General features: G+C 57.3%; 1 pseudogene. It reads left to right on the forward strand.

What is annotated here, in order from left to right:
* Positions 1–47: 47 nt before the first annotated feature.
* Positions 48–337 (forward strand): annotated as a pseudogene (locus EGI20_RS01195) (phospho-N-acetylmuramoyl-pentapeptide-transferase); the annotation flags it as partial.

Here is a 337-nt window from a genome sequence, read left to right on the forward strand (position 1 = left end):
TCACGGCGCTGGCGGCAAACAATAACAATAATGTGAAGGGGCTTTAAGTGCTGTTATGGCTGGCAGAGTGGTTCGGCGAGTACGTCCGTGCCTTTAATGTTTTCAACTATGTCACGTTGCGTGCGGTGATGGCGGCGCTGACGTCGCTCGGCATTTCCTTGTTGCTTGGGCCATGGGTTATCCGCAAGCTGACCGCGCTGAAGGTTGGCCAGGCGGTGCGCTCCGATGGCCCGCAGACCCACCTGATCAAGACCGGCACCCCGACCATGGGCGGTACGCTGATCCTGCTGTCCATCGGTGTGACCACCTTATTGTGGGCCGATCTGTCGAATAAATA

The sequence above is a fragment of the Aquitalea sp. S1-19 genome, assembly GCF_024343515.1.